Raw genomic sequence first — 22,498 nt, 5'->3', positions numbered from 1 at the left:
GATTGCCCTCACGCTTTGTCGTTTCGGGAAGAGGCTTAGTTCTCGTCTACCACCAGCCCATCCGGCCAGGCGTGAACCACCGCTTTAATCAGCGTTGCCAGCGGAATGGCAAAGAACACGCCCCAGAAGCCCCACAGCCCGCCGAAAATCACTACCGACAGGATAATCACCAGCGGATGCAGGTTAACCGCCTCGGAGAACAGCACTGGCACCAGCAGGTTGCCATCCAGCCCCTGAATAATCAGATACACGGCGAACAGGCTCCAGAACTCGGTGCTCAGGCCAAACTGGAACAGCGCCACACAGACGACCGGAATCGTCACCACAAACGCGCCGATATACGGAATCAGTACCGATAACCCAACCAACACCGCCAGCAGTAACGAATAGTTGAGGCCAAACAGCAGGAAGCCGAGCCAGGTGGCGACACCCACCACCACCATCTCCAGCACTTTACCGCGAATATAATTGGTTATCTGCTGGTTCATCTCTTTCCACACCTGCCCCGCCAGGCCACGGTTGCGCGGCAACACGCGGCGCACGGCGTTGAGCATCTGCTCTTTATCTTTCACCAGGAAGAAGACCATCAGCGGGACGAGCACCAGGTAAACGGCAAGGGTTAACAATCCAACGAGCGAGGCCACGGAATATTTCACCACCGAGTCGCCCATAGTCAGCATCCGGCTGCGCATGTTTTCGGCCATTGCGTCGATGATCCCGGCATCCATTAACGCAGGATAACGGCGCGGCAAGGTGGCGGCAAAATCGGAGAGTTTATTGAGCATACCAGGCATGTCGTGAATCAGATTGATGCCCTGCTGCCAGGCAATCGGCATCACCACAAATGACATCAGCAGTAAAATGCCAACAAACAGCACCAGCACGACGCTAGTCGCCCAGGTTCGTGACCAGCCCAGACGTTCCAGGCGCACGGTTGGCCACTCCAGCAGATACGCCAGCACCAGCGCCACCAGCAGTGGAGCCAGCAGGCCGCTGAAGAAAAACAGAATACAAAAACCGGCGACCAGGATAACCAGCAGCGCTATCGCTTCCGGATCGCTAAACCGGCGACGATACCACTGCATCAACATCTCAAGCATAAGTCTATTCCCTGAAGCATATTGCTTTCATACAGATAATGAATTGTATCGAAGTGTCACAAAAAAGCCTTCGCTTTTTGTATTTCTCCACCCGATTGCGCGATTATCATTTTCAACCTATGAACAGATAGATACACTCGCAAAGCAGCCCGCCATGGAACATACCATTAGGCTGCTGGTCAAAGACAGGCACATCCCACATTACAGGACAGAGGTTATGTTCAGGCAGTTGAAAAAAACGCTGTTGGCATCCCTTATTGCGACACTTGCGCTCGGCCAGATTACCCCCGCGTTTGCCGACTCGGCGGATAATCTCCCCGACATAGGCACATCCGCAGGAAGTACGCTTTCCATTGGTCAAGAGATGCAAATGGGGGATTACTATGTTCGACAACTGCGCGGAAGCGCACCGCTGATTAACGACCCACTGCTGGTGCAGTACATTAATTCACTCGGTATGCGGCTGGTGTCACACGCTTTTTCTGTCCGCACGCCGTTTCATTTTTATCTGATTAATAACGATGATATTAACGCCTTCGCCTTCTTCGGCGGCAATGTGGTGTTGCACTCGGCGCTGTTCCGTTATTCAGACACCGAAAGCCAGCTCGCGTCGGTGATGGCGCACGAAATTTCGCACGTCACCCAGCGCCATCTGGCGCGCGCAATGGAAGATCAGAAACGCAACGCCCCGCTGACATGGGTCGGCGCGCTGGGTTCGATTCTGTTGGCGATGGCAAGCCCACAGGCCGGTATGGCGGCGCTTAGCGGCACGCTCGCCGGTACACAGCAGGGCATTATCAGTTTTACTCGCCAGAATGAAGAAGAAGCCGACCGTATCGGCATTCAGGTGCTGCAACGCGCGGGCTTTGACCCGCAGGCGATGCCCGCGTTTATGGAGAAGCTGCTAGACCAATCGCGCTATTCGTCACGCCCGCCGGAAATGCTGCTGACTCACCCCTTGCCGGAAAGCCGTCTGTCGGATGCACGTAACCGTGCCAACCAGATGCGTCCCGTGGTGGTGCAATCATCCGCTGATTTCTACTTCGCCAAAGCGCGTACGCTCGGGATGTACAATTCAGGGCAAAACCAGCTTAGCAGCGACCTGCTTGATAGCTGGTCGAAGGGGAATATCCGCGAACAGAACGCAGCTCGATATGGCCGCGCATTGCAGTTCATGGAGGACAAAAACTACGTCGAAGCCAGTAAACTGCTTCAACCGCTGTTGAGCGCCGAACCGCAAAACGCCTGGTTTCTCGATCTCGCCACTGATATCGACCTGGGGCAGAAAAAAACCAGCGAGGCGATTAATCGCCTGAAGAACGCGCGTGAACTGCGAACCAACCCAGTTTTGCAGCTCAACCTGGCGAATGCCTTATTAGAAGGCGGTCAGCCTGCGGAAGCGGCAACCATCCTCAACCGCTACACCTTTAATAATAAAGACGACACCAACGGCTGGGATTTACTGGCTCAGGCAGAAGCTCAGTTAGGCCATCGCGACCAGGAATTAGCCGCGCGCGCTGAAAATATGGCGCTGGTCGGCAGGCTGGATCAGGCCATTTCTCTACTCAGCTCTGCCAGCGCACAGGTGAAATTACGCAGCCTGCAACAAGCGCGCTACGATGCGCGCATTGACCAACTGCGTGCGCTACAAGAGCGCTTCCGCCCTTATCAGAAAATGTAACAGGAGAGATTATGACGGACTCGGTGACCATTTATCATAACCCACGCTGCTCCAAGAGCCGCGACACCCTAAGCCTGCTGAAGGCTAATGGTATCGAACCAAGCGTGGTGCTCTATCTTGAAACGCCACCGGACGCCGCCACGCTGCGTGAGCTGATTACCCTGCTCGGGCTTGGCAGCGCTAGGGAACTGATGCGCCAAAAAGAAGATCTGTATAAGTCGCTGAACCTGGCGGATAGTCATCTCAGCGAGGATGCGCTGATTCAGGCGATGGTCGAAAATCCGAAGTTGATTGAGCGCCCTATTGTCGTCAGCAACGGTCAGGCGCGCATTGGTCGTCCGCCGGAGCAAGTGCTGGAAATCGTCAGCTAACCACACTTATGGCCGCAGTGCGTGTAAAAACGCCTGCGGCGTCAAATTCCCCAGTTTTTTCTGTTCCTTCCCCTGATTAAATAACGCGCACAGCCGCACCGCCAGTTCGTCTGGCGTATGGGCGCGCGACGCCGGGATGATGTCTGCTAACGGTAAAGCCACCTGCACCGTCAGACACTTTTCAGCATGATGTGTCACAGTGGCATTCAGCCCCTGCGCCGCAGCGTGCTGGCGTAGCGCACTCACCAGCGCGTCGCTTAGCCACTCGCCACTTTTAATCTCAACAGATTGTATATCACCCGGAAACTGTGCCAGCGCCTCATCCAGCCAGTTCACCACCAGCGATGGCGAGACACCGGAATAAACCCGCGCATAGCTCCAGCCGCTGACCGGCTCCTGCGCCCACAGCAGGTGATGGTCGCCATCATCATCCATATGCAGTGACAGTAAACGGTAATGCAGCGTTAATGTTTGCGGCTTAACCCCGGCTTTCAACGCCTTTTTGCCACACAGCGTGTCAGCCTGGCTGCGTGAATACGACGGCTTCAGATAACGGTTCAGCGTCGCGCGGGAAAGCGGGATCCCCAGCCCTTCAACCACCATAAACAGCAGGTCATCCAACGGCGCGCGCAGAACTTCCCGCAGGGCGTTAATCAATTCCACCTGTTCTTGTCTCAGCGCTTTGTGTACAACCGTGGGCGTAGTACAACGATCAGCCGTTTGTTCCCGATTACGCCATCGGCGCACCGTCGTCACTGAGATCCCCAGCTCCAGCGCCAGTTCACGGTCACTTTTATCAGACTCCTGGAGATACTTTCTAATTCTCGGCGTCGTTGTGGCATTGGCATGTAGTTTAATTTCCATCAATCACTCCAGAACAGAAAAACTAATCATATGAGATTTATATGAATCATGTCGATGCACTGTGACTTATTTCACCTTTCTGCAACAGGCTTTCTTCGATAATCCCTTCGTCGTTTTCTATTACATAACACACACAATGTCCGTTAATCTTATACGGAGTTCACAATGAACAATGTTCTGGGATTTTTAGAAGAGAAACTGATGCCGATTGCCGCAAAGACTGCGCAGCAACGGCATTTGGGTGCTATTCGTGGCGCATATGTCTCCTTTATGCCTTTTATCATCGTTGGCTCAATTCTGCTGGTTATCTCATCGTTCCCAAATCAGAGTTATCAGCAGTTTATGTCTCACACCTTTGGTGCGAGCTGGAGCGCGATTATTGAGATTCCGTTTAACGCCGTGTTCTCAACCATGTCGCTGTTTATCAGCTTCCTCGTCGCCTATCGCCTGGCGGAGCACTACGGCGATGACCGCCTCTCCTGCGGGATTTTGTCGCTGGTCAGTTTTCTGATTTTGACACCGTTTATTAAGGTGGCAGAAAACGGCGGCATCACCGTAATCCCCGTTGAATGGATTGGAACCAAAGGCCTGTTCGTTTCAATGATTGGCTCACTGCTGTGGACGGAGTTGTTTTGCTGGCTGAAACGCAAAAAATTAGTCATCAAAATGCCCGAAGGGGTTCCGCCTGCGGTGCAGGAATCTTTTGCCGCGCTGATCCCCGCGCTGGTCGTGATGATTCTGGTATTGGCTATCCGTATTGGTTTTGCGAACACCCACTATCAAACCATCCATCAATTTATCTATGACGTCGTAGCCACGCCGGTTCGCCACTTTGGTACATCGTATTTCGGTGCGCTGATGACGGTGTTCAGTATCACTATTCTGTGGTCAGTAGGGATTAACTCTGGTTCGATGGTGAACGGTATTATTCGCCCACTGTGGATGGAAAACCAAACCGACAACATCGCCGCTATTCAAGCCGGTGTGACCCCGCCGCACATTATTACCGAGCAGTTCTTCGACATGATCTGGATGGGTGGCGCAGGGGCTACGCTGTCGCTGGTTATTGCGATGCTGATTTTAGCCCGCAGTAAAAACATGCGCGAAGTGGCGCGTCTTGGCGCGGGCGCATCGGTATTCAACATTAACGAGCCGGTGCTGTTTGGCCTGCCGGTCATCATGAACCCTATCATGCTTATCCCGTTTAACCTCGTGCCGCTTGTGCTGGTCACTGTCCAGTATCTGGCGATGAAACTTGGCGCGGTTGCGGTGACTACCGGGGTATTTATCCCGTGGACGCTACCGCCGGTGATTAGCGGGTTTATCGTTACCGGGCATATTTCCGGTTGTGTGATGCAAATCATTAACCTGCTGATTGGCGCGATGCTGTATCTGCCATTCATGCGCATTCTTGATAAACAGTACCGCAATGCAGAAAACAGTGCCGTTGAGGAATCCAGCACGCTAGCAAAACAGGAGTAAGAGGATGTGGGGAATAATTGCAACCTGGCGTATGGCGCTGGAAGGCGTTAGCGAATCGGCCACGGCGCTTGCCGCCGGAAGTGCGGCGACAACATCGGTTGTTGATGCCGTTGTCGCCGTCGAAGATTTTCCATTCTACAAATCGGTGGGCTACGGTGGCCTGCCGACTGAGAACGGCGAGGTTGAGCTAGACGCCGCCTGGATGGACGGCGATACGCTGGCCTTCGGTGCGGTCGGTAATTTGGTCGATATAGCGAATCCGGTCAAAGTGGCACACGCACTGGGCCGCCAGCGCTACAACTCGTTGCTGGTCGGCCAGGGTGCACGCGAATGGGCGCTCAGCCAGGGCTTCGCCGAGAAAAAGATGCTTACCGAACGGGCAATGAAGCACTACCGCAAACGCTGCCGCGAAACGCTGGATAAAGGGCTTAGCCCGTATGACGGTCACGACACTGTCGGCGTTATCGCGCTCGATAAACAAGGCTCAATGAGCGTTGCCACCTCGACCAGCGGCCTGTTTATGAAAAAGCGAGGGCGCATTGGAGACTCACCGATTATCGGCTCTGGTTTCTATTGCGACAGTGAAATTGGCGCAGCGACGGCGACAGGCGTAGGTGAAGACTTAATGAAAGGCTGCACCAGCTACGAAATTGTCCGCCGAATGGAACAAGGCATGACCCCGCAACAGGCGGCAGACTCGGTGGTGTATGAACTGGAAGATAAACTGATGTCGCGCTTTGGCCGCGCTGGCGACCTGTCCGTCGTCTGTATGAACCGCAAAGGGGAATTTGGTGCGGCAACCAATATCAAAACGTTCTCGTTTGTGGTGGCGACCGCAACCCAGCCGCTGACCGTATTCCGCGCCGATCGCATTAAAGAAAAAACGCACTATCAACCGGTGGACGACGCCTGGATGCAGGCCTATGCCGACCGCATTCGTGCGCCTATCGAGGAGTAAAAAATGATTAACTACCGTTTAGTTACGGCGTTTTCCAGCGAGCTGGAACAGAGCCATTTGATTACCTTCCCCGGCAGCCGTCTGCTTACGGAAAGCGTGCTACAGGCAAATCCGCTGGTCGCTGAAATGGCGGCGATCGCCGAACAAGGCACGCTTGCCGATAGCCGTTTTGGCTGTGGGCCGTTTGCACGGCTGACCATTGTGCCGCTCAGCGCCTGGCAAGATAGTCTGACTGATTCACTGCTGGCCCATTTACGCCCGCTGTTTGCCACGCCGGTTTGCCAGGAGGTGCTGCTGGACTGCACCGATATCGATGATACCGTGCTGGTAAAAACGCTGCGTTTTCTGTTTAACCAAGCACATACGCTGGTGGATTTAGGGCTTAAAAAAACGCCGGGTAATACCGTGCGCCTACGCCAAATCAATGCCTGGTGTACCAGCGGAGAATGCGCGCGGCTAGAGACGGTATTCAACCAGCAACACGCTATCGCTAACGGTATGCTGGCTGCTCGTCGCCTGGCGGATATTCCGTCTGAGCAGTGCACGCCGCAGTTTGTAGTGGAAGAAGCACAGCGCCTGTGCGCCGCCTTCCCCGCCCTACGCTGCGAAGTGCTGGATGAAACAGCCATTGTGGAACAAGGACTTGGGTTGTTGCACGCTGTCGGTAAAGGCGCAGAACGCTCTCCGCGCCTGTTAGCGATTCATTACGATGGCGCGAGCAGCGGCCCGGTGCGCAGTTACGTTGGCAAAGGTATCACCTTTGATACCGGCGGCCTGTGGCTGAAAGAGGGCGCGGGCATGTACACCATGAAATATGACATGTGTGGCGCTGCCAACGTGCTGGGGCTGATGCTGAGCATCGCCGAATTGGCCTTGCCGGTGCGCGTCATGGGAGTGCTGGCACTGGCAGAAAACGCCATCGGCCCGAATGCCATGCAGCCCGGAAGCGTCGCGCGCGCCTGCAATGGCCTGACGGTGGAAATCAACAATACCGACGCTGAAGGCCGTCTGGTGTTGTCCGATGCGATCGCATGGGCCAGCCAACGTCATGCAGATACACGTTATATTATTGATTTAGCAACGCTTACTGGTGCAGTAGTGAAAGCGCTCGGCTATGAGTTGAGTGGGTTGATGACCCAGGACGACAGCCTGCGTAGTGCCTTAACCATCGCAGGGGAGCAAAGCGGCGATGAAGTGTGGTCGCTGCCGCTGGATGCGCGGCTGAAAAAACAGACTGAAAGCGCCATTGCCGATCTCTGTAATACACCGACCAATAACGCGGCGATCAGCGCGTCTGCGGCCTGGCTGCTGCACCACTTCTGCCCGCCAACCATTCCGTGGGCGCATCTTGATGTTAGCGGTACGGCCTTGTGGCGCGAAGGTGGAAAAAGCGTGGCGTCTGGCAGACCGATCCCACTGCTGATGCAGCATTTGCTGAACTCTATCGCAAACGAAGCTGCCTGATGGCGCTGCGCTTATCAGGCCTACGCAGGTTTGTAGGCCAAAATTTTCCGATGACGCAGATTTGTAGGCCGGATAAGGCGCTTGCGCCGCCATCCGGCAAACTGCACCGTTCTGCCTGATGGCGCTGCGCTTATCAGGCCTACGCAGGTTTGTTCGCCAAAATTTTCCGCTGGCGCAGATTTGTAGGCCGGATAAGGCGCTTGCGCCGCCATCCGGCAATCTGCACCGTTCTGCCTGATGGCGCTGCGCTTATCAGGCCTACGCGGGTTGTAGGCCAAAATTTTCCGATTATGCGGATTTGTAGGCCGGATAAGGCGCTTGCGCCGCCATCCGGCAATCTGCACCGTTCTGCCTGATGGCGCTGCGCTTATCAGGCCTGCGCAGGTTTGTAGGCCAAAATTTTCCGCTGACGCAGATTTGTAGGCCGGATAAGGCGCTTGCGCCGCCATCCGGCAAACTGCACCGTTCTGTCTGATGGCGCTGCGCTTATCAGGCCTACGCAGGTTTGCAGGCCAAAATTTTCCGATGATGCGGGTTTGTAGGCCGGATAAGGCGCTTGCGCCGCCATCCGGCAAACTGCACCGTTCTGCCTGATGGCGCTGCGCTTATCAGGCCTACGCGGGTTGTAGGCCAAAATTTTCCGATTATGCGGATTTGTAGGCCGGATAAGGCGCTTGCGCCGCCATCCGGCAAACTGCACCGTTCTGCCTGATGGCGCTGCGCTTATCAGGCCTACGCGGGTTTGTAGGCCAAAATTTTCCGATTATGCGGATTTGTAGGTCGGATAAGGCGCTTGCGCCGCCATCCGGCAAACTGCACCGTTCTGCCTGATGGAGCTGCACTTATCAGGCCTACGTGGGTTTGTAGGCCAAAATTTTCCGATGACGCAGATTTGTAGGCAGGATAAGGCGCTTGCGCCGCCATCCGGCAGGGGGTTTTGTGGCTAGAGCTTCAGGATCTCTTTCACAAACGGAATCGTCAGTTTGCGCTGAGCGGTAATAGAGGCGTGATCGAGTTGATCGAGCGTTAAAAACAAGGTGCGCATTTCACGATCCAGGCGCTTGAGCAGGAAGCGGCAAACGTCTTCCGGCATTTCAAATCCACGTAACCGCGCACGCAACTGCAATGCCTGCAGTTTATCTTCATCAGAAAGCGGCTGGAGCTTGTAGATTTGCCCCCAATCCAGGCGCGATGCTAAGTCTGGCAGGCCGAGATTAAGCTGGCGCGGTGGGCGATCGCCGGTGATCAGCAGGCGTGTATTGCCCGATTCCAGAATACGGTTATAGAGGTTGAAGATGGCCATTTCCCACGGCTCATCACCGGCCACGCATTCGATATTGTCGATGCAGACCAGCGAAAGCTGCTCCATCCCTTCCAACACTTCCGGCACAAACCAGGTGCGTTTATCCAGCGGAACGTAGCCTACCGCATCGCCGCGCTGAGACAACTCGGCACAGGCAGCATGAAGCAGGTGGCTGCGTCCAGCGCCTTCGCGCGACCAGATATAGATGTATCCGCTATGCTCCTGCCGCAACACATTTTGCAGCGCAGCAAGTAAAGAAGGGTTATCACCCGGCCAGAAACTCGCAAAAGTTTCGTCGTCGGGAAGATACAGTGGCAAAGAGAGCTGTGCCGGTGCGTTCAGAGAGACCTCAACATGGGCTTACGAAAAAACGCAGAGAGTTTACCACAGAAATTAGCGTAGAGAGAACCGGGCGGCGATCCGCCCGGTGAGTAGGATCAATGCGGTGCGCTATCGCTGTCTGCTGCGTCCAGCACCACTTCTTCCGGGCGCAGTACGCTTATCAGTTTGAAAATCAGGCTCAGGCAGATACCGACAATAGTCGCCAGCGCCATGCCTTTCAGCTCCGCAGCACCGATGTGTACCTTCGCGCCACTGACGCCGATGATCAGAATGACGGAGGTCAGGATCAGGTTCTGCGCTTTGTTGTAATCCACTTTGGACTCGATCAATACGCGAATACCGGACGCCCCAATAACCCCGTACAGCAGCAGAGAAACGCCGCCCATGACTGGCAGTGGGATAATCTGGATAGCTGCCGCCAGTTTGCCTACGCAGGAGAGCAGAATCGCGATAATCGCCGCGCCACCGATAACCCAGGTGCTGTACACGCGGGTAATCGCCATGACACCAATGTTTTCACCATAGGTGGTGTTGGGCGTCGAGCCAAAGAAGCCAGAGATAACCGTTGATAAGCCGTTAGCAAACATCGAACGATGCAAGCCAGGGTCGCTAATCAGGTCTTTTTTGACGATATTCGCGGTGACGACCAGGTGACCAACGTGCTCAGCAATCACCACCAGCGCAGCTGGCAGGATGGTGAAGATAGCGAACCACTCAAAGCGCGGAGTGTAGAACGTTGGCAGTGCGAACCAATGCGCCTGAGCAATCGGTGTGGTATCAACCACGCCCATCACGAAGGAGAGCGCGTAACCCACCAGCACACCGATAAGGATCGGGATAATCGCCAGGAAGCCACGGAACAGCACTGAGCCAAAGACGGTCACCCCTAACGTTACCAGAGAGATAATAATGGTTTTCGTATCCGCTGATTGACCATCCGGCGGCAGTAAGCCTGCCATATTGGCGGCGACGCCTGCCAGTTCCAGGCCGATGACGGCAACGATTGCGCCCATTGCCGCAGGCGGGAACATGACATCAAGCCAGCCAGTCCCCGCTTTTTTCACAATGAAAGAGACCAGGCAGAACAGCACGCCGCACATGATAAAACCGCCCAACGCCACTTCGTAGCCTAACGGCAGCAGTAACAATACTGGGGAGATAAACGCAAAGCTGGAACCGAGATAAGCCGGGATTTTGCCTTTGCAGATAAAGAGGTACAGCAGCGTGCCAAGGCCGTTAAACAGCAGCACGGTTGCAGGGTTAATGTGGAACAGAACAGGCACGAGTACGGTTGCACCAAACATCGCAAATAAATGCTGCAAGCTAAGCGGGATGGTTTGTAAAAGCGGCGGTCTTTCACTTACCCCAATTGCACGGCGCGTCATTATATTTTCCTCTGTAGTGTTAGTCGTTTTAGGTTTTTTTATTCAAAAAAAAGCCGACTATCAAAGTCGGCTCTTTTTATTTTTTCGTTTACTTAGTACCAAAAATCTTATCGCCGGCATCGCCGAGGCCCGGAATGATGTATCCCTGCTCGTTGAGGCCCTGGTCAATCGACGCGGTGTACAGTTCGATGTCCGGATGTGCTTTTTCCAGCGCCGCGATACCTTCTGGCGCCGCAACCAGTACCAGCACCTTAATGCTGGAGCAGCCCGCTTTTTTCAGCAGGTCAATGGTTGCGATAACGGAACCGCCGGTTGCCAGCATTGGGTCAACAATCAGCGCCATGCGCTCGTCGATGTGGGAAACCAGTTTCTGGAAGTACGGTACTGGCTCCAGCGTTTCTTCGTCGCGGTACATCCCGACAACGCTGATACGTGCGCTAGGTACGTTTTCCAGTACGCCGTCCATCATGCCCAGACCTGCGCGCAGGATTGGCACAACGGTAATTTTCTTGCCTTTGATCTGGTCTATTTCTACCGGGCCGTTCCAGCCTTCGATAGTCACTTTTTCGGTTTCCAGACCCGCAGTGGCTTCATAGGTCAACAGGCTGCCGACTTCGGAGGCGAGTTCACGGAAGCGTTTGGTGCTGATGTCGTGCTCGCGCATCAGGCCCAGCTTGTGTTTGACGAGTGGGTGTTTAACTTCCACAATCTTCATTCTCTTTCTCCTTTGAATGGGGCAGCCACAAAAAAAATCGACGGATTATACCGCCATTCTTTTAGTGGGCAACATTTTTTTAGTTGATGCTGATCAAGCATAGAAGGAGTTGCTGTGAACACAGCCGCTGGAGCATGAAAAAACGGGGAGCGTAAAAGACAATGATTTTGCCGGATGGCGTGTTGATTATCGCACCTGCAATTCCCCCTAACGGCAGGCCAGATAAGCGCAGCGCCACCCGACAGTTCAGTGATGCGGCCAGTCGACGCTGACCGCAGGCCATGCACTTACAGTTTGTCGCCGTTAGTGGCAATCACGTCTTTGTACCAGGCAAACGATTTTTTGCGGCTACGCGCCAGCGTACCGTTGCCATCGTTATCTTTATCAACATAGATAAAGCCGTAGCGTTTTTTCATTTCGCCCGTACCGGCGGACACCAGGTCGATACAGCCCCACGGGGTGTAGCCCATCAGGTCTACGCCGTCTTCCACCACCGCTTTTTTCATCTCGGCAATATGCGCCGCGAGATAATCAATGCGGTACTGGTCGTTCACTGTGCCGTCGCTTTCCAGTACATCAATCGCCCCAAAGCCGTTTTCAACAATAAACATCGGCAACTGATAGTGGTCGTAGAACCAGTTCAGTGAATAGCGCAGGCCAACCGGGTCAATCTGCCAGCCCCAGTCAGATTTCTGCACGTAAGGGTTAGATACCAGGCTGGTGGTTTCATCGTAATCCAACTGCGGGTTGTCGGCGGTGGCTTTGGTTGCAAACGACATGTAGTAGCTGAAGCCGATATAATCCACACAGCCCTGAGTCAGCGCCTGTTTGTCTTCTTCGGTAATATCCAGTTCAAAGCCGCGACGTGCGAAGTAGTTCAGCAGATGCTGCGGATATTTACCGCGCACATGCACATCGGTGAACCAGTAACGGCGGTGCATGGCGTTCATCGCCATCATCACATCGTTTGGCGCACAGCTCAGTGGGTAAATTGGGCACATCGCAATCATGCAACCAACCTGAAGCGCAGGGTTAATTTCACGTGCCGCTTTCACCGCCAGAGCGCTCGCCACCAGCTCGTAGTGCGCCGCCTGGTACATAACCGGCTCACGATCTTCACCCGGTAGATATTTCAGGCCAGAGTTGGTAAACGGGGCAAAATCTTCGTGGAAGTTTGCCTGGTTATTGATTTCGTTAAACGTCATCCAGTACTTCACTTTGTGCTGGTAACGGGTAAATACGGCTTTGGCGAAACGCACAAAAAACTCGATAAGTTTACGGTTGCGCCAGCCGCCGTACTCGGTCACCAGGTGATACGGCATTTCAAAGTGCGACAGGGTAATGACCGGCTCAATGCCCAGCTTCAGGCACTCATCAAACAGGTCATCGTAGAATTGCAGTCCCGCTTCGTTTGGCGTCAGTTCGTCACCGTTCGGGAAAATACGCGTCCAGGCAATAGAGGTACGGAAGCATTTGTAGCCCATTTCGGCAAACAGTTGCAGATCCTCTTTATAACGATGGTAGAAGTCGATCGCATCATGGTTGGGGTAGTTTTTCCCGGGCAATACGCCATCGGTAATTTCGCGCGGCACGCCGTGCGCGCCTGCGGTCATGACATCCGCGACGCTTGCGCCTTTTCCGCCTTCCTGCCAACCGCCTTCCAGTTGATGTGCGGCTACCGCCCCGCCCCAGAGAAACCCAGCTTTAAATCCAGACATATCTTTCCCTCGTTAAACAGTAAGTTGTCGCTGCGAATAGTGCTGATTAAAATGGTATACCGCGCCAATCAGCCCAGCGTCATTGCCGTGGCTGACGGTATCGATGTAGTCGGCTATGCCGAACCAGGCCAGATGCTCACGCATCAATGCCAGGAACCCCGGGCGCTCAACAATGCCGCCGCCGATTAAAATAGTCTGCGGGTCGAACAGGTTGACCAGGTTATAAAGCCCCGTTCCCAAGCCGTTGAAAAACTCCGCCACCAGCCGCTGGCAAATAGCATCACCGGCATCGAAACGGTCGAAAATTTCTTCGCCGCTCACCTCGTCGAGCGGTTTGCCGATATGTTGCGCGTAGCGATAGCGCAGGACGCGCAACGTGCAGTTTTCATTCATGGTATAGCGGCGAACGTCACGCCCACCGGGGCTGGCCGTTTGCATATAACCGAACTCGCCTGCCCGAAAACGCGCGCCGTGAACCAGTTGGTTATTACAGAAGATAGCGCCGCCAATACCGGTTCCGACGGTTAGCACCAGGAAGTTAGCCATTTCAGCACCTTTGCCCAGCCAGCGCTCGGCCAGCAGGACGCAGTTGGCGTCGTTTTCAATGGCGACGGGAAGACCAGTACGCTCTTCAAGCCAGTCTTTAATGGCAAAGTTATCGAATTTACGAATGGCCCCACCCATTTCGATAAAGCCGGTGTGCGGGTTGACGTAGCCCGGCGCGCTGATGGCGACACCGCCACATTCTGGGTGGGCGGCAATCCAGGCCTCGATAGCGGCGAGAATTTGATCGCCATCGCTGTCGCTAATGGATTGTTTGCCTTTTTCCAGCAGTTCACCGTTTGCGGCGACTACGCCCATTTTTAGCGCCGTACCCCCAATATCAAAGGCAGCAATCTTCATTCCCTTCGTCCCTTCTGGCCGTTGTAAATACTGTTATTTGGTGTTCCGCCACAAAAACAGAAACCGGTTTCAGTGCCATGATGTGGATTCAACGGAATGGATGCAAGGACAAGAATGTACCCGGTTTCATTTTCGTGAGCAGTATCATATTTGACCAATTTAATCGCTGAAAAAGCAGAAAAAACAGCGCACAAAAAATGGGAGCAGATTAGGCTCGCAAACGTTTGCCTGGACTGATAGAATTGCGCCGATTTTTCTTGCTAACGCAAACGCGTGGAGACTTAGCAGTGACCGACAAAACCTCTCTCAGCTATAAAGATGCCGGTGTTGATATTGACGCAGGAAACGCTCTGGTTGACCGAATCAAGGGGACGGTAAAGAAAACCCGTCGCCCGGAAGTGATGGGTGGATTAGGTGGGTTCGGCGCATTGTGTGCGCTGCCGCAAAAATATCGTGAACCGGTGCTGGTTTCCGGCACTGACGGCGTTGGCACGAAACTGCGTTTAGCCATGGACTTAAAGCGCCATGACACTATCGGTATCGACCTCGTCGCAATGTGTGTGAACGACCTGGTCGTTCAGGGCGCTGAGCCGCTGTTCTTCCTTGATTACTACGCTACTGGCAAGCTGGATGTAGACACCGCCGCGAGCGTTATCAATGGTATCGCCGAAGGCTGTCTGCAGTCTGGTTGTTCACTGGTTGGTGGCGAAACCGCCGAAATGCCAGGGATGTATCACGGTGAAGATTACGACGTGGCAGGTTTTTGCGTCGGCGTGGTCGAAAAATCAGAAATTATCGACGGCAGTAAAGTGGCTGACGGCGATGTGCTGATTGCGCTGGGTTCTAGCGGCCCGCACTCTAACGGCTACTCGCTGGTACGCAAAATTGTTGAAGTCAGCGGTTGTGACCCGGAAACCACTCAGCTGGAAGGCAAATCATTGGCTGATCACCTGCTGGCTCCCACCCGCATTTACGTGAAATCGATTCTCGAACTGATTGAGAATATGGATGTTCACGCCATCGCCCACCTGACCGGCGGCGGCTTCTGGGAAAATATCCCGCGCGTCCTGCCGGATAACACCCAGGCCGTTATTGATGAATCCTCCTGGCAGTGGCCTGCTATCTTTGACTGGATGCAGGATGCCGGTAACGTGAGCCGTCACGAAATGTACCGCACCTTTAACTGCGGCGTCGGTATGGTGATTGCGCTGTCCGCCTCGCAGGCCGACAAAGCCATTGCACTGATGAACGAAAAAGGTGAAAACGCGTGGAAAATCGGCTATATCAAAGCCACTGATTCCGAACAGCGTGTGGTCATCGAATAAATGAAAAATATCGTGGTGCTGATTTCCGGCAACGGCAGCAACTTGCAGGCGATAATTGATGCCTGTGAGCAAAAAAGGATTAATGGCACCATTCGAGCAGTTTTCAGCAATAAGGCCGATGCATTTGGCCTTGAGCGGGCGCGTGAAGCGGGTATTCCTCAACATGCGCTGGCGGCTAGTCAGTTTGCCAGCCGGGAAGCTTTTGACCGCGAACTGATGCACGAGATTGACGCCTATGCGCCAGATGTCGTGGTGTTGGCAGGCTATATGCGTATTCTGAGCGCTGAGTTCGTTCAGCATTATCAGGGGAAATTGCTCAACATCCACCCTTCTCTGCTGCCGAAATATCCTGGTTTGCATACCCATCGTCAGGCGCTGGAAAACGGCGACGCCGAGCACGGCACATCGGTGCATTTTGTCACCGAGGAGTTGGACGGCGGGCCGGTCATTTTACAGGCCAAAGTGCCCGTTTTTGACGGCGACGACGAAGAAGAGATCGCCTCCCGAGTGCAGGTTCAGGAACATGCCATTTACCCATTGGTGGTCGGCTGGTTCCTCGATGGTCGTCTTAAAATGCAGGATAATCACGCCTGGCTCGACGACATCAGGCTGCCTCCGGCAGGCTATGCGGCGGAAGAGTAACATCACGTTACAGCATATTGCGAAAGGGCCACTATGGCCCTTTTTTTATGTCCTTTCGCCATCATCTCGGGCGATTGGAAACGACAAAAAACGCTTATATATCAAAAGTGATAGCGAAAATATAATTATGTGAAATAGGATAACTGTCATACTTAGCTGACACAGTTGGACATCGTCTGGTAAAGCTAGCAATATAAATAGTGAGACGACTTTGCCGCGTCCCGTGAATTAACCGGAGTGTGAGTAGTAATGGGTCAGGAAAAACTGTACATCGAAAAAGAGCTGAGCTGGTTGTCATTCAACGAGCGTGTCCTCCAGGAAGCGGCAGATAAAACCAATCCGCTGATTGAGCGTATGCGTTTTCTGGGGATCTACTCCAATAACCTGGACGAATTCTACAAAGTCCGCTTCGCCGAGCTTAAGCGCCGTATCATTATCAGCGAAGAACAGGGCACGACCACGCATTCCCGTCACCTGCTGAGCAAGATTCAAGCTCGTGTACTCAAGGCCGATCAGGAATTTGATAGCCTGTATAATGAGCTGTTGCTGGAAATGGCCCGCAACCAAATCTTCCTGATTAACGAACGCCAACTGTCCGTAAACCAGCAAAGCTGGCTACGTCACTACTTTAAACAGCATTTGCGCCAGCACATTACCCCGATTCTGCTGAATCGGGAAACAGACCTGGTGCAGTTCCTGAAAGACGATTACACCTATCTGGCGGTGGAAATTATTCGCGGCGATGAAACCAATTACGCGCTGCTGGAAATTCCCTCGGACAAAGTCCCGCGCTTCGTCAACCTGCCGCCAGAAACCCCGCGCCGTCGCAAGCCAATGATCCTGTTGGATAACATTCTGCGCTACTGCCTGGACGATATTTTCAAAGGCTTCTTCGATTACGACGCCCTCAATGCTTACTCGATGAAAATGACCCGTGACGCCGAGTATGATCTGGTGCACGAAATGGAATCGAGCCTGATGGAGCTGATGTCCTCCAGCCTGAAACAGCGACTCACCGCAGAGCCAGTACGCTTTGTTTATCAGCGTGATATGCCAGACGCGATGGTGGAAATGCTGCGCAAAAAGCTGACGATTTCTCGCTACGACTCGATTGTGCCCGGTGGTCGTTATCATAACTTTAAAGACTTCATCGGCTTCCCGAACGTGGGCAAAGCCAATCTGGTCAATAAACCGATGCCGCGCCTGCGCCATATCTGGTTTGATAAATTCCGTAACGGCTTCGATGCCATCCGCGAACGCGATGTGCTGCTCTACTATCCGTATCACACCTTTGAGCACGTGCTGGAGCTGCTGCGCCAGGCCTCATTTGACCCCAGCGTACTGGCCATCAAAATCAATATTTATCGCGTGGCGAAAGACTCACGCATTATTGATGCGATGATTCATGCCGCGCACAACGGCAAAAAAGTTACGGTGGTCGTCGAGCTACAGGCGCGCTTCGATGAAGAGGCGAATATCCACTGGGCGCGACGCCTTACTGAGGCTGGCGTACATGTTATTTTCTCCGCGCCGGGGCTGAAAATTCACGCCAAGCTGTTCCTGATTTCGCGTAAAGAAGGCGACGATGTGGTGCGTTATGCGCATATCGGTACTGGTAACTTTAACGAAAAAACCGCGCGTATTTATACCGACTACTCGCTGATTACCGCCGATGCGCGTATTACCAACGAAGTGCGTCGAGTATTCAACTTTATTGAGAACCCGTACCGACCGGTGACCTTCGACTATCTGCTGGTGTCGCCGCAAAACTCCCGCCGACTGCTGTACGAGATGATCGACCGCGAGATAGCCAACGCACAAAATGGGCAGGCGGCGGGGATCACGTTGAAACTCAATAACCTTGTGGATAAAGGCCTGGTCGATCGTCTGTATGCCGCCTCCAGTTCCGGCGTGCAGGTGAATCTCCTGATCCGTGGAATGTGTTCTCTGATTCCCGATCTTGACGGGATCAGTGATAATATCCGCGTGATCAGCATCGTTGACCGTTTCCTTGAGCACGACAGAGTCTATATTTTTGAAAACGGCGGCGATAAACGCGTGTATCTCTCCTCCGCAGACTGGATGACCCGTAATATCGATTACCGTATTGAAGTCGCGACGCCGCTGCTCGACCCGCGCCTTAAACAACGGATCCTCGATATTATTGATATTCTGTTCAGCGACACGGTGAAAGCCCGCTTTATTGATAAAGAACTGAGTAATCGCTATGTTCCGCGCGGCAATCGACGCAAAGTTCGCGCACAACAGGCGATCTACGATTACATCAAATCACTTGAACAACCTGACTAACCTATGCCAATAAAAAGCAAAGCACCCCGACCGCAGGAGTTTGCGGCGGTTGATCTCGGTTCGAACAGTTTTCATATGGTCATCGCGCGCGTAGTTGACGGCGCAATGCAGATTATTGGCCGTCTGAAACAACGCGTTCATCTGGCCGATGGCCTGGATGAAAACAACATGCTGAGCGAAGAGGCCATGGAGCGCGGGCTAAGCTGCCTGTCGCTATTTGCAGAACGCTTACAGGGGTTCTCCGCATCCAGCGTGTGTATCGTGGGTACGCACTCGTTACGTCAGGCCGCTAACGCCAGAGAATTTCTGACGCGCGCGGAAAAAGTTATCCCCTACCCGATTGAAATCATCTCCGGGAATGAGGAAGCACGTCTGATTTTTATGGGCGTTGAACACACGCAGCCGGAAAAAGGTCGCAAGCTGGTGATTGATATCGGCGGCGGCTCGACGGAGCTGGTGATTGGTGAAGATTTTGAGCCTAAGCTGGTAGAAAGCCGCCGTATGGGCTGCGTCAGTTTCGGCCAACAGTTCTTCCCAGGCGGGACGATTAACCGCGAGAATTTCCAGCGCGCGCGCCTTGCGGCGGTGCAAAAACTGGAAACGTTGGCATGGCAGTACCGTATTCAGGGCTGGAACGTTGCGATGGGCGCGTCCGGCACGATTAAAGCCGCACATGAAGTGCTGGTCGAAATGGGCGAGAAAGACGGTTTCATTACCCCTGAGCGCCTTGAGATGCTGGTTGAAGAAGTCCTGAAGTGCAAAAACTTCAGCGCACTCAGCCTGCCTGGCCTGTCGGAAGAACGCAAAGGCGTATTTATTCCAGGGCTGGCGATTCTTTGCGGTGTATTTGATGCGCTGGCGATTAAAGAACTGCGTCTGTCCGACGGTGCACTGCGTGAAGGCGTGTTGTATGAAATGGAAGGCCGCTTCCGTCATCAGGACGTCCGCAGCCGTACCGCACAAAGCCTGGCAAACCAGTATCACATCGACCGCGAACAGGCTCAGCGCGTGCTGGAAACGACCATGCAGATGTACGATCAGTGGCTGGAGCAGAATCCTAAACTGGGTAACCCACAGTTGAATGCGCTGTTGAAATGGGCGTCAATGCTGCATGAAGTCGGCCTGAGTATTAACCATAGCGGGATGCATCGCCACTCGGCCTATATTCTGCAAAACAGTGATCTGCCGGGCTTTAATCAGGAGCAACAATACCTGATGGCGACACTGGTACGCTTCCATCGTAAAGCGATTAAGCTCGATGAGCTGCCGCGCTTTACGCTGTTTAAGAAAAAGCAGTTCTTGCCGATGATCCAGCTATTACGCCTGGGTGTGCTGCTGAATAATCAGCGTCAGGCGACGACGACACCACCGACGCTGACACTGAAAACCGAAGCCAACCACTGGACGCTGTGCTTCCCGCACGGCTGGTTTAGCCAGAATGCGCTGGTGCTGCTCGATTTAGAAAAAGAGCAGCAGTACTGGGAAAACGTCACTGGCTGGCTGTTAAAAATCACCGAGGAGAGTGCGCCCGACGAGGTTGTTGCAGCCTGATTCATCAGCACTCGGCTCTAAAACCGCCAGCTCCTCCAGGGGGGCTGGCTTGCCAATGAGAAACCCCTGCAAATAATCAATCCCCAAAGCGATCGCCGCCGCGCGAATTTCCTCTGTCTCGACATACTCCGCCACGACCCGCATTCTTTTCATTCGCGCCAAATGACAGATAGACGAAACAATCTGGTAGTCCAGGCTGCTGGTCGCAATATTACGAATAAAGCTACCGTCGATTTTGAGAATATCTGCATTCACATGTTTGAGCCGTGCATAGCTGGCATAGCCCGTACCGAAATCATCAATTGCCACCCGACAACCCAACTCTTGTAGCTCGCGTAGCGTGCGCTGCGCCAGCTCGGGATTAATCAGCGAGTGGCTTTCGGTGACTTCCAGCACCAGTTGCCATGCTTCGATACCATGCTCCTGCAATAACGTTGCAACCTGAGCGGAAAATCCTAGTCCACTGGCGGTTAACGGTGAAAGATTCAATGCCAGGCGCATCCCTGGATTGCTCTCGCGGCGGCTTTCCATAAAGCGTAACGTGTTTTTCAACACCCACAGGTCGATACGTGAAGCCATACCAAACTCATGCGCCACCGGTAAAAAAAGCATCGGTGAAATCAGTTCACCGTCATCCCCCACCATTCGCAACAGCACTTCGTGATAATCATCGCCACGAACACCGACAATCGGCTGCGCCATCAGGCAAAAACTGTCGTTCTCTAGCGCCTGTTGTACCCGCACCATCATCGCAATTTTGTCTTTTAGCTCCTGCTGCATATACTACGCGCCACGGCGTTGCAGGTTTTCCGGGCGATTGGTAGCCAGCGATAGCTCTGCCGCCGTGTTCAGCTCGCCTAACATCAGCGGCAAATGCGGCATCGGGGAGTGAATATAGCAGTAGCTCACACCGACCTGTGGCTGTAGCGGCATCCCGTTCCAGCTATAGCGAAACTGCCTGGCTTGCGCAAAAAGTGCCTCAACGCGCTGCTTGTAAGACTCAGTATGTAGCAGCACGGCCAGGTCGCTGCCCGCAAGTTGGTACACAAACTCGTCAGGATGCAGGCTTTCACTAAGATACTTCGCCAGATTCTGCTTGTAGTGAATACGCAGCATGACACCGTAATGCCGCATGAGCACGTCGAGATCCGGCATCCTCAGGAAGCACAGCACCGACCACGGCATTTTATTCACCGCTCGGTTCAGCGCGCGCATATTCGGCAGCCTCACCACAGGGTCAATAAACGCCAGCCGCTGTACCCGTTCGTGGATAGCCCGTTGGCGGCTAGAGAGCGTAGCCATGTAGGCGATAATAAAAGAAAACACCAGATAGCTGGATGAGGTGATCGCCAGCTGAACGCTATATCCCTCGCTGACCGGGACATAGTGATAATGGTAGCGAATGGCGACAATCAGCATTAATGTCCAGACTAGCGAAATAAAGCGGTAGCCGAAGCGCATGGCTCCCCACAGCATGACTGGCAGCAGTAATGAGATAGTGTAATTGGTGCTAAAAATGGTGCTGGCTTTGGTCAACGGCATCATCAGCATCGAAAATATTCCGATAACAACGCCGCTCCAGACCGCCATCTCCGGCCATTTTACCTTCGGATCAAAATCACGTCGCACCTGCGATAAAAAACCACGGAAGTAGAATGGGTTACGAATGAGTCGAATCAGTAAGTAGCACAGCGGTACGCCTGTCAGATAGCCCATCAGTAAAGACTGATAGTTAATCAAGTTACGCTGCGTCAGCGGTGATACCCACCCACGGTTTCCCAGGCTTGGATATAAACCGATATACACCGTCACCTGAATCAGACCGAGAAATAAGGTCGCAGGGACAAACATTTGCCACAACAGCCGATAAGCCATTAGCCGGGTATCGCCGTGCGACACCATCCATCGCTGGTGGTTGAAGTACTGATAGCCACCCCATGACACAATGGTAGGAATGAGGTATTGCAAGGTCATGCCAAATTTCTCGGCAAGGTGAAAATCTCTCGTGAGATAGCACCCAATCCCCATGATAAGACCCGGCAGCGCTTTCCAGCCAAAAAATAGCATCATGCAGAGTATGAAAGGCAGAGGCAGATTATAAAGATAAGTTTTGTCGCCCCCAACATACGTATATGTATTAGCAATTTTTATAATTGGTAACGCCAGGAGTGGCAATATCAGGGGAAGTCCCCACCAACAATCGCGATATTTTCTATATAGTTTATGAACGTTCATAGATGCTCAACGGATGCCCCAAATCCTGCTGGGTATTTTCAGACAGGCATCCAACCTGGCTCAGAAATCCGCGAAATAAGATAATTCGCGGGTCAGGCGAGAGATTCTAGTTATCAGCTTCAAATGAAATTTGACGTGAGTCAAGAAAT

The 22,498-nt window shown here is 53.4% G+C and carries 17 protein-coding genes and 1 pseudogene; 9 read left to right on the top strand and 9 right to left on the bottom strand.

Annotation, left to right across the window (positions count from 1 at the left end; genetic code table 11):
* Positions 1–35 precede the first annotated feature (35 nt).
* Complete coding sequence (locus AC6I4B_RS06905; RefSeq protein ID WP_497770544.1) at positions 36–1,100, bottom strand: AI-2E family transporter; 1,065 nt, start codon at positions 1,098–1,100, stop codon at positions 36–38.
* 217 nt (positions 1,101–1,317) lie between these two features.
* Here AC6I4B_RS06905 and bepA point away from each other — a divergent pair, with 217 nt between their 5' ends.
* A complete protein-coding gene (bepA, locus tag AC6I4B_RS06900) occupies positions 1,318–2,781 on the top strand; it encodes a beta-barrel assembly-enhancing protease (protein ID WP_497770543.1) in 1,464 nt (487 codons plus the stop codon).
* Between the two features lie 11 nt (positions 2,782–2,792).
* Positions 2,793–3,152, top strand: coding sequence for an arsenate reductase (glutaredoxin) (gene arsC / locus AC6I4B_RS06895; protein ID WP_497770541.1), 360 nt, complete (start codon positions 2,793–2,795; stop codon positions 3,150–3,152).
* A gap of 6 nt (positions 3,153–3,158) precedes the next feature.
* Here the strand turns inward: arsC and AC6I4B_RS06890 are convergent, their stop codons facing one another.
* Positions 3,159–4,016 carry an XRE family transcriptional regulator gene (locus AC6I4B_RS06890; protein WP_497770540.1) on the bottom strand — a complete coding sequence of 286 codons (858 nt, stop codon included), beginning with the start codon at positions 4,014–4,016 and terminating at the stop codon, positions 3,159–3,161.
* Positions 4,017–4,181: 165 nt separating this feature from the next.
* Here AC6I4B_RS06890 and celB point away from each other — a divergent pair, with 165 nt between their 5' ends.
* From celB to AC6I4B_RS06875, 3 genes are read left to right on the top strand one after another with little or no spacing between them, the layout of a single operon-like run.
* Complete coding sequence (celB, locus tag AC6I4B_RS06885; protein WP_497770538.1) at positions 4,182–5,498, top strand: PTS cellobiose transporter subunit IIC; 1,317 nt, start codon at positions 4,182–4,184, stop codon at positions 5,496–5,498.
* 4 nt (positions 5,499–5,502) lie between these two features.
* Positions 5,503–6,456: a glycosylasparaginase gene (locus tag AC6I4B_RS06880; protein WP_497770537.1), complete on the top strand. Its 954-nt coding sequence runs from the start codon at positions 5,503–5,505 to the stop codon at positions 6,454–6,456.
* Between the two features lie 3 nt (positions 6,457–6,459).
* The gene (locus AC6I4B_RS06875) at positions 6,460–7,920 is read left to right on the top strand and encodes a leucyl aminopeptidase family protein (RefSeq protein WP_497770535.1); all 1,461 of its coding nucleotides are present in this window, start codon (positions 6,460–6,462) and stop codon (positions 7,918–7,920) included.
* Between the two features lie 20 nt (positions 7,921–7,940).
* Here the strand turns inward: AC6I4B_RS06875 and AC6I4B_RS06870 are convergent, their stop codons facing one another.
* From AC6I4B_RS06870 to bglK, 6 genes are all read right to left on the bottom strand, one after another.
* Complete coding sequence (locus AC6I4B_RS06870; RefSeq protein WP_497770534.1) at positions 7,941–8,369, bottom strand: hypothetical protein; 429 nt, start codon at positions 8,367–8,369, stop codon at positions 7,941–7,943.
* A gap of 494 nt (positions 8,370–8,863) precedes the next feature.
* Complete coding sequence (locus tag AC6I4B_RS06865) at positions 8,864–9,565, bottom strand: DnaA inactivator Hda (protein WP_497771978.1); 702 nt, start codon at positions 9,563–9,565, stop codon at positions 8,864–8,866.
* A gap of 95 nt (positions 9,566–9,660) precedes the next feature.
* Positions 9,661–10,950, bottom strand: a complete 1,290-nt coding sequence (uraA, locus tag AC6I4B_RS06860; RefSeq protein WP_497770532.1) for a uracil permease — start codon at positions 10,948–10,950, stop codon at positions 9,661–9,663.
* 88 nt (positions 10,951–11,038) lie between these two features.
* Positions 11,039–11,665 (bottom strand): uracil phosphoribosyltransferase, encoded by a 627-nt coding sequence (upp, locus tag AC6I4B_RS06855; RefSeq protein WP_497770531.1) that lies wholly within the window; start codon positions 11,663–11,665, stop codon positions 11,039–11,041.
* A gap of 287 nt (positions 11,666–11,952) precedes the next feature.
* Complete coding sequence (locus AC6I4B_RS06850) at positions 11,953–13,383, bottom strand: 6-phospho-beta-glucosidase (protein WP_497770530.1); 1,431 nt, start codon at positions 13,381–13,383, stop codon at positions 11,953–11,955.
* Between the two features lie 12 nt (positions 13,384–13,395).
* On the bottom strand, positions 13,396–14,286 hold the full coding sequence (gene bglK, locus AC6I4B_RS06845) for a beta-glucoside kinase BglK (protein WP_497770528.1): 891 nt from the start codon (positions 14,284–14,286) through the stop codon (positions 13,396–13,398).
* Positions 14,287–14,573: 287 nt separating this feature from the next.
* Here bglK and purM point away from each other — a divergent pair, with 287 nt between their 5' ends.
* The 4 genes from purM (at position 14,574) to ppx (ending at position 20,114) form a co-directional block, all read left to right on the top strand.
* Positions 14,574–15,611: a phosphoribosylformylglycinamidine cyclo-ligase gene (gene purM / locus AC6I4B_RS06840; RefSeq protein WP_497770526.1), complete on the top strand. Its 1,038-nt coding sequence runs from the start codon at positions 14,574–14,576 to the stop codon at positions 15,609–15,611.
* Positions 15,612–16,253: a phosphoribosylglycinamide formyltransferase gene (purN, locus tag AC6I4B_RS06835; RefSeq protein WP_497770525.1), complete on the top strand. Its 642-nt coding sequence runs from the start codon at positions 15,612–15,614 to the stop codon at positions 16,251–16,253.
* Between the two features lie 249 nt (positions 16,254–16,502).
* A complete protein-coding gene (gene ppk1, locus AC6I4B_RS06830) occupies positions 16,503–18,563 on the top strand; it encodes a polyphosphate kinase 1 (RefSeq protein ID WP_497770523.1) in 2,061 nt (686 codons plus the stop codon).
* 3 nt (positions 18,564–18,566) lie between these two features.
* Complete coding sequence (gene ppx, locus AC6I4B_RS06825; RefSeq protein ID WP_497770522.1) at positions 18,567–20,114, top strand: exopolyphosphatase; 1,548 nt, start codon at positions 18,567–18,569, stop codon at positions 20,112–20,114.
* On the opposite strand, the pseudogene AC6I4B_RS06820 reads toward ppx, so the two are convergent.
* Positions 20,067–22,349: pseudogene (locus AC6I4B_RS06820) on the bottom strand (sensor domain-containing phosphodiesterase). The gene ppx and the pseudogene AC6I4B_RS06820 overlap by 48 nt on opposite strands.
* Between the last annotated feature and the right edge of the window lie 149 nt (positions 22,350–22,498).

The sequence above is a fragment of the Kluyvera fluvialis genome (assembly GCF_059725275.1).
This window is presented reverse-complemented; position numbering and strand designations above follow the sequence as displayed.